The 7381-nt window shown below is 60.5% G+C and carries 11 protein-coding genes and 1 tRNA gene; 5 read left to right on the top strand and 7 right to left on the bottom strand.

Translation table 11 applies throughout. The features are described 5' to 3' along the window. Nucleotides 1–108: 108 nt before the first annotated feature. The 4 genes from NW852_RS09185 to NW852_RS09170 are packed head-to-tail and all read right to left on the bottom strand — an operon-like array spanning nt 109 to nt 3498. Nucleotides 109–1767: an ABC1 kinase family protein gene (locus NW852_RS09185; RefSeq protein WP_414370549.1), complete on the bottom strand. Its 1659-nt coding sequence runs from the start codon at nt 1765–1767 to the stop codon at nt 109–111. A 38-nt stretch (nt 1768–1805) separates the two neighbouring features. After that, nucleotides 1806–2387 (bottom strand): peroxiredoxin family protein, encoded by a 582-nt coding sequence (locus NW852_RS09180; RefSeq protein WP_414378735.1) that lies wholly within the window; start codon nt 2385–2387, stop codon nt 1806–1808. Nucleotides 2388–2424: 37 nt separating this feature from the next. Further along, nucleotides 2425–2862, bottom strand: coding sequence for an SRPBCC family protein (locus NW852_RS09175; protein WP_414366542.1), 438 nt, complete (start codon nt 2860–2862; stop codon nt 2425–2427). Between the two features lie 3 nt (nt 2863–2865). Beyond that, nucleotides 2866–3498 (bottom strand): hypothetical protein, encoded by a 633-nt coding sequence (locus NW852_RS09170; RefSeq protein ID WP_414385641.1) that lies wholly within the window; start codon nt 3496–3498, stop codon nt 2866–2868. Between the two features lie 59 nt (nt 3499–3557). On the opposite strand from NW852_RS09170, the gene NW852_RS09165 reads away from it, so the two are divergent. Beyond that, nucleotides 3558–3642: transfer RNA gene (locus tag NW852_RS09165), tRNA-Ser, on the top strand. A gap of 48 nt (nt 3643–3690) precedes the next feature. Further along, entirely contained in the window at nt 3691–4179 is a 489-nt protein-coding gene (locus NW852_RS09160; RefSeq protein ID WP_414370546.1) for a YbhB/YbcL family Raf kinase inhibitor-like protein, read from the top strand. 9 nt (nt 4180–4188) lie between these two features. Here NW852_RS09160 and NW852_RS09155 read toward each other — a convergent pair whose 3' ends face one another. The 3 genes from NW852_RS09155 to cobU form a co-directional block, all read right to left on the bottom strand. Beyond that, complete coding sequence (locus NW852_RS09155; RefSeq protein WP_414370545.1) at nt 4189–4731, bottom strand: hypothetical protein; 543 nt, start codon at nt 4729–4731, stop codon at nt 4189–4191. Further along, nucleotides 4728–5228: a CRR6 family NdhI maturation factor gene (locus NW852_RS09150; RefSeq protein ID WP_414359814.1), complete on the bottom strand. Its 501-nt coding sequence runs from the start codon at nt 5226–5228 to the stop codon at nt 4728–4730. Before NW852_RS09150 ends, NW852_RS09155 begins: the two co-directional genes overlap by 4 nt. Before the next feature lie 82 nt (nt 5229–5310). Further along, complete coding sequence (gene cobU / locus NW852_RS09145) at nt 5311–5874, bottom strand: bifunctional adenosylcobinamide kinase/adenosylcobinamide-phosphate guanylyltransferase (protein ID WP_414426670.1); 564 nt, start codon at nt 5872–5874, stop codon at nt 5311–5313. 302 nt (nt 5875–6176) lie between these two features. Here cobU and NW852_RS09140 point away from each other — a divergent pair, with 302 nt between their 5' ends. The 3 genes from NW852_RS09140 to NW852_RS09130 form a co-directional block, all read left to right on the top strand. Then, nucleotides 6177–6473: a CatB-related O-acetyltransferase gene (locus NW852_RS09140; RefSeq protein ID WP_414426671.1), complete on the top strand. Its 297-nt coding sequence runs from the start codon at nt 6177–6179 to the stop codon at nt 6471–6473. A gap of 266 nt (nt 6474–6739) precedes the next feature. Further along, nucleotides 6740–7018, top strand: coding sequence for a hypothetical protein (locus NW852_RS09135; RefSeq protein ID WP_414370544.1), 279 nt, complete (start codon nt 6740–6742; stop codon nt 7016–7018). A gap of 147 nt (nt 7019–7165) precedes the next feature. Next, nucleotides 7166–7381 (top strand): hypothetical protein (locus NW852_RS09130; protein ID WP_414426669.1); only part of this gene is annotated, 216 nt, incomplete at its 3' end.

Genomic DNA, 7381 nt, shown 5'->3' with positions numbered 1-7381 from the left:
ATCGAGCGGGTCAACGAAAGAATCGGCCTTTGCGGGATTTGGCGAGGCGCTCGCAAAGCCGCTGATACCGTTTTTGTGTTGCTTTGCCAACACGAGATGCGTAGGGGATTAGCCCCGCAGGCGACCGGAGCGCAGGATGCTGAGGATGAGCCACAGCCCCAGCAGGCTGGCGGCGCCAAAGAGCAGCTCGCTTAGCCAAAAGACCTGGAAGCGCTGGGTTTGCGCCGAGATGATGGCAGCGCCAATAATCAGGGATCCAACCAGGATGCTGTAGGAGAGGCGGTTGGCCGACTGGTCCAGGCTGGTGCGGAGGCCTTCCAGCTCCTGCACCGTCAGGTTCCAGCGCTGGGTCTCGGAGGTGATGCGGCTAAGCAGCACTTCCAGTTGCCGCGGCGACTGCAGCGAGAGGTTTTTGAGATCCAGGGCTGTGCGCAGCAGCGAGGGCAGGGGGGCCTCCCCCAGCAACTGCTGCCGAAACACATCGGCCATCAGGGGGCGAATTTGCTCCGGCAGATTGTAGTCTGGGGTGAGCTGGCGGGCGATCCCTTCCAGGTTGGCCAGGGCCTTGGCGCACAGTCCCAGGTTGCCGGGGATGCGGATCTGGTTGCGCCGTGCCGCCTGTAGGATCTCGGAAAAGAGCTCGCTAAAATCCAGCTCGGCAACGCTCAGGGTGTAGTACTGGCGCAAGAGGCGCTCGTATTCCCTCTGCAGTTGGGCCAGGCTGACGGCGGGATCCCGCGGGCTGCCCCTAGGACTTTCCGGCAGAGCCAGTTCCAGCGTGAGCTCAGCACAGCGCTGGGCATCCAGGCTGACGATGGCCAAAATCAGCTCCAGCACAATCTGCTGCGTGCGGGGATCCAGCCGCCCAATCATGCCGCAGTCCAAGAGGGCCACGCGACCGGATCCCAGGTAGAAGAGGTTGCCGGGGTGGGGATCGGCGTGGAAATAGCCGTCAAGGCAGATCTGCTGGAAAAAGGCGCGGGTGAGCAGGCGGGCAATCTGCTGCGGGTCGGCGTCACTGCGATCCGCCTCCAGCAGGGGCTTTCCCTCGATCCACTCCAGCGTCAGCACCTTGGGGGTAGTGAGCGCCCAGTAGACGCGCGGCACCACCAACTGCGCTGGGTCAAACCAACGGCTAGCCTGCAGGTGTTGCCGCAGTTGCTCCGTGTGGCGGGCTTCCTGGGTAAAGTCCAGCTCCGCCTGCAGCGCCCGGCAAAACTCATTGGCCAAGGCCACCACGTCTGTTAGCCTACCGAACTCCGTTTGCGCCACCAGCTCAGCAATGCTGCGGATGAGCTTTGTATCCCGCTCTACTATTGCCTCCAAACCCGGCCGCTGGATCTTGAGAGCCACCGCTTCGCCACTGAGCAGGCGGGCGCGATGGACTTGGGCAATGGATCCCGCTGCCACTGCTTCCGTGTCCAGGCTGCTGAATACCTGCTCCAGGGGCTTTTGCAACTGCTGGCGCAGCAGGATCTCCACTGCCTTCCAGGGCACGGGGGGCACATTGCTCTGCAGCGTGCTGAGGGCCTCAATGTACTCCCGCGGCAACAGATCGGGGCGGGTGCTCAGCAACTGGCCCAGCTTCACATAAACCGGCCCCAGATCCACCAGGATGTTGCGCAGCACCATCGGCGGCGGCAGTTGCGGCTCTTCCGCCTTGCCCAAGGAGAGTAAGCGCCGCATGTAGTCCCAGCCGTGGCGCAGGACTACTTCCAGGATCTCCGCCTGCCGGGCGCTGTTCTGAGCCAGCCGCGCAAAGACCACCCCTTTTCCCTCCTCTGCCGAAATTGCCTAGAGACAGCTTAGAAAAAGGGCACGGGAGCCACCCGGCGGGTTCCGTCCCAGCCGCTGGCTAGCCCCTCCCGCAAGACCCGCAACACTTCGTCGGTGCTGGCGTTGGGCTCGGCAAAGGAGAAGAGGTGCTTATAGCGCAGCCTCCCCTCGCGATCCACAATGAACTGGCCGGGCAGGGGCGCCCCCATCGCTTGGCCGACACCGTAGAGCCGAAAGGTCTTGCACTCCGGATCCACCAACAGCGGGTAGGGCAGTTGCAGGTCGGCTTGGATCTGTTGGCTTTGCACCGGGTCGGTGCTGGTAATCATCAGCAGCTCTGCTCCCAAAGACCGGATCTCCTCGTAGCGGGCCTTCAGCTCCTGGATGTGGGGGTAGCAGAAGGGGCAGAAGAGTTTTTCTGTGAAAATGCGGGTAAAAGCCAGAACCACCGGCTGGTGGCCGCGGTAGTCCGACAGGCGCACGGGATCCCCGTGTACATTGGGCAGCTCAAAGTCGGGGGCCAGCTCGCCAATCTGCAGAGGGCTGTTGGCCGGCTGGGGGATGAAGTTGTCGAAAAAGCGACGGTTGAACAGGCCGCTGTTGCTGGTCATTGCCATTTTTTACGTTTCTTTACTACCTGCCACCAGCCTAACCCAAAGCCTCGGCCACTGCCTTTAGCCGTCGCAGTTGTGCCCGCATGTCGTGCCGGGTTAGCTCTGCTGCCACCAGGTAAAACCCCGCCGCCACCCAGGGGTTGGGGATGGAAAACTCAAAGCGGTTCACCAACAGCGTTCCCGACGCTTGGGGGCGGCACTCCCAGCGGTCAGTGCCCTGAAAAAACCCCTCAAACTGCCACTGCACCAGACCCTCGGCCCGCTCGGTAATCACGCAGTCCAGGCTGGGGGAAATGAGAGGCAGGCGCAGGAAAAAGCGGTAGCGGCTGCCCAGTTGCCCCGTAGGGGATCCCAGCGCTTCGCAACCCAAAAGCGGGTTAAGCCAGCGCCGCATCAGCTCCGGGTCAATGAGACAGTGCTCCACCCGCGCCACGTCAGCGGCAATTTCAATTGCTTGGGTATAGACGGGCATGCTTCAAGGAAAGGCTGCAGCAGCAGGCTGCGCTTTGCCGACAGGGGCAACGGTACTCAGCAAAATCAAGATATCCCGGTACTCCACCTGATCCGGCCCGCGGCGGGGGGATCCCACCTGAATGACTGCCTGGTGCAGGGACTGTTCAGGATGGGGGGGAGACTCAAACACAAGGGTGCGGATGCCGTTGGCCTGTTCCAGATCCGAGAGGAGATCCCAGCCCCGGCCCCAGAGGGTACGACGGTAGTAGGCGGCAATCTCCTCCAGAGGCTGAGAGGTCTGCAAGAGCAAGGAGGTCAGCCCCCCCTCCTGATCCCAGATTTGCCCGGAAGAGAGGACGGCGGCTTCGGGCAACTGCAACTGCGGCGGGAAGTGGGGAGGAAGGGCGCGGGTATCGCCCACGGAAGCCGCAAAATGGGTGCCATCTTCGCCAACGTGGCGCAGCACCGGATCCAGCGGGGCAGCTTCGGAAGGAGGTGGCTCTGGCAAGGGGCGACAGGCAGCCAGCAAGGCTAGCATTAGCCAAGCCAGAAGTTGCACCTGAGCTGGGCAAAAGTCTCCTCTCATCCGTAGCCAGGGATCCCTCAGGTGGGTTATAGCGGATCCCTGTCCTTCCCCACAAGCGGTTAGCTGCACAACCGGCAAGGGCACAGCCTAAGATAGTAGAGACGGCGGATCCCGGCCGGGGTTAAGGTGGAGAGGTGTCCGAGTGGTTTAAGGAAGCAGTCTTGAAAACTGCCGTGGCGCAAGCCACCGTGGGTTCGAATCCCACCCTCTCCGTCCTGGAATCTTTCGCCATCTGCTGAAGTTTCCAGAAGCTCTGGTTCTATGCCAACACCGACGCCAACGCCGACAACTTTGCAGCTCACTAGCTCCGCTTTTGCCCCCTCACAACCCATCCCCTCCCGCTACACCTGCGAAGGAGAAGATCTTTCTCCCCCCTTGACTTGGTCGGGGGCACCTGTAGGAACCCAAAGCTTTGCCCTGATTATGGATGACCCAGACGCGCCCGGGGGCACCTTTGTCCACTGGGTGGTCTACAACTTGCCCGCCAGTGTCACGAGTCTGCCAGAAGGGATCCGCTCCGACAGCGACCTGCCCCAGGGGGCCGTCCACGGGCAAAACAGTTGGGGACGCAATAGCTATGGCGGCCCTTGCCCTCCCAGCGGCACCCACCGCTACTTCTTCACCCTCTACGCCCTGGACAGGCAACTGGCCTTAGCACCAGGGGCCACCAAAGAGGCCTTGCTACAGGCCATGACAGGCCACATCCTCGCCCAGGCCCAACTGATGGGCACCTATCAAAGAAGAAGGTAGGGGAGAACCTCAAGCAAGGGGTGCCCACAGGCTGGAGCTGAGCGTTGCTGAAAGCAAATCCCACATCTCTGCTCTCCAAGAAATTTGCCCTGCCGCCGTCTTCCTGCCCAGGACAGGGATCCCTAGCTGGGCCTGCAACTGCCAGACCAAGGGGGGTTCTTCTAGGGAGGAGCCGGATGCGGATTCCAGCAACACCCATCCCAGACAGTGAGTCTTGGCTTGGTGAAGCAAGGCCGCAAAAGCAGCTCCCTGGCTAAGGGCAGCTTCCTGGGGCAGCGTCAGAAGTACCTTGAACCCCCAGGCAGCAGCTAGGTCGGCCCAGGTTTGGCCGGGCCCTATCGGATCAGCTAGGGTGCCGGGCACCACCAGCAGGGGATCCCTTTCCCCTTCCCAGTCAGCAATCTGTTGCCAGAGAACCTTGAGCTGTGCTTCAGAAGGGCTGGGATCCACGCGGAGCAGCCCCCAGGGACGTTCTACCGCCTCTTGCCAGGCTTCTGCCACTGCCGCTGCTGCCGGGATTCCAGGCCAGGTGTCGGCTACCATCACTCTCATGGCTCTCCGGTCTCGGCTTCCCAGAGGTTCAGAAACTCGGGTTGCACCTCGAAGCCAAACACTAAGGCCATGTCCCGCAGCATCGAGACAGATCCCAGTTTCTGCTGCTTAAACCAGCGCATGAGAACAAATATCTTCTGGTAGACGAAAATCTCTAGGGCTTCAGGGTTGTAGACGATCCCTTCGCGGGGGTTGAATTGGTGGGGCACCAGCATGGCAGCGTAGCGAGCCAGCTCACCGCTGCGCCAGTCAAGAAAGTAGGGCATCCAGGGGTAAACCGTATCCCAGCGGATAAACCACAGGCGCACTTCCGGGATCTCCGAGAGCTCGCGCGGATCGTCGGGGCTGCGCGGCCAATCAATGGAACATTGCACCTGCTGAGCGGAGCGAACGGGATCCGCCATCAAGGTTTTCACCAACTCATGGCCCGGCGTTAAATCCAGGGTTTGAATGGCTTTGGCGGGCAGGTAGAAGGTAATCGGCACGACGACAAGCAATCGCTTTAACCCAGTCTCGATCCAGGCGAGGGCTTCCGCAAGGGAGAAACCCTATCCGCGGATACCATCAACCCATTGCAGCTTATCTCAGCTCTGGGCTATTCACCCCTGCCAGCGGGATCCCTAGCTGGGTGAGATCAAGAACAAAGCCAGCCGCAACCAAAAGCACTTGCTCCGCCAGCGGGGCCAGCTTTTGGGTGAGCTCTCCCATCCGATCCCGAAACCGCCGCCCCAGCGGATAGGCAGGTACCACCCCCCAGCCCACCTCTTCTGAGACCAGGATCACCTTTCCTCGGCAGCTGTGCAACGCTGTCAAGAAAGATTGCGCCAAGGGATCCCACTCCTCAGGGGAACACTCCAGGCCCTGCGCCACCCAGCCCCCCAGCGAATCCACCAGGGCACAACAGGGCTGCGGCAGCTTCTGCAGTTCGGAGCCCAGGTCTGGCCCGGTTTCCCAGGTTTGCCAGGTGGGAGGACGCCGTTGCCGGTGCTGCTGAACCCGTTCCGCCCACTCCGGGTCGGCCTCAGGATCTGGCTTGGGGCCGGTGGCCAGGTAGATGACCGGCAGGGCAGAAGCCGCGGCTAGGTTCTCCGCCAGCCGACTCTTGCCACAGCGGGCAGGGCCACAGATAAGTACAATCGACATTAGGCATTGGGATGGAAGTCAATCGTTAGATTAGCTCAGTATTGGGTAGTCTCTACTGCCTCCAGCTTGATTCGAAATGTAAGACTTGAAGACTCCTGCGCGGAGTTGGGGCACACTCTACTTAAGGCTTACGTTTTACCTTGGCAAGCCCCAATCCAGGGAACTGAGGTTCTGTACTTATCTGTATTCAACACAGCCCACAACTAGAGGAGAGAACATACTTTGCCTATAGGGGCTTAGAACCGTTTCCCTTGATTAATATTGGCTCTCTAAGCTATGGATATGAGTTCTTCGTTCATGGGATGGGAGAACCTTCGCAGGTAAAGATTGGCCGCTGTAGCTCAATTGCACAAGGGATACATTTTTTTGCAGGCTACGAGCACCACACTGACTGGGCTACTACCTATCCTTTCACTCACCTACCTGAGTCATGGAGTGAGCTGCGTGCTCTGGAAGGTCACCCTCTGACCCGAGGAGACATTCTAGTTGGACACGACGTTTGGATCGGCCATGGCGCTATGATTCGCTCAGGAGTGACGATTGGAAACGGAGCAGTTGTTGGGATGGCTGCAGTAGTGACAAGGGATGTCCCGCCCTAGGCAATTGTTGCCGGTGTGCCCGCCAAAGTAGTTCGCTACCGCTTCTCACCCGAGGTAATCGAACAGCTCAGCCAGCTTGCCTGGTGGGATTGGCCTCTTGAAGCAATACGTCAAGCAGCACCTCTTCTTTGTCGACCCCTGGATCAAGAAACTCTGGCAGCACTAGCTGAGTTTAAGCAAAAGCTTCTAGCTCCGTAAGGTTGGAGTTAGGATGAGGATCGATTCAACTAGGGGTAGGTTGACAAGTCCCGATTCAGAATGCAGACATGATGGATCTTAAACCGGCATCTTCCCCTGCCCAAAATACTTCTTCAGCCACCTCGCAAGCCTCTCCGCCCCTTTGGCTAAGCCTGGCGCTGGGGATCACCACCGCTCCTGTTTTGTTAGGACTGATCTTGGCGGATCGCGCTGCCAAGTGGCTGGGATCCCTGAGCTGGGAAGATCCAGGCTGGTGGTTGGGGGAACGGCTGCCCAACCTCGATAGCGCCGCTCTCCGCGCCCAGCAGCAAGAACACCAAGATTCTGGGCCAGCGGAGCATCCCTAGCTCCTCGTCGCTTTCGTATCATGGGTAGAGCAAGTCCGTCGCAGGAGTGAGCATCCTTTGCGGAGATCGGTCAGGCCAGCGCAAGAGTTCACCTCCACATTCTTGGGAGCGCTGTTTTGGCTGAGCGCATTTTTCTTGACAGCTGTGTTGAGTGCCTGTTTGGGCTACCTCTTCGGCCAGCGCGCCCTGTCGGGGGTCTCCTCTCCTGTTACCGAAGCTGGCAATGCTTCCTCCTCCCGTGGCGTTCGCGATCCCCGCACTGTGCCCCTGTTGAACGAGGCCGAGGTGATTGCAGCAGCGGAAGCAAGCCTGGGGGGGGGGGGGGGGGGGGGGGGGGGGGGGGGGGGGGGGGGGGGGGGGGGG

This window comes from Synechococcus sp. H60.1 (genome assembly GCF_047462335.1).
Taxonomy (GTDB): Bacteria; Cyanobacteriota; Cyanobacteriia; order Thermostichales; family Thermostichaceae; genus Thermostichus.
Note: the sequence above shows the minus strand (reverse complement) of the source record. Positions and strands in the feature narration are given on the sequence as shown.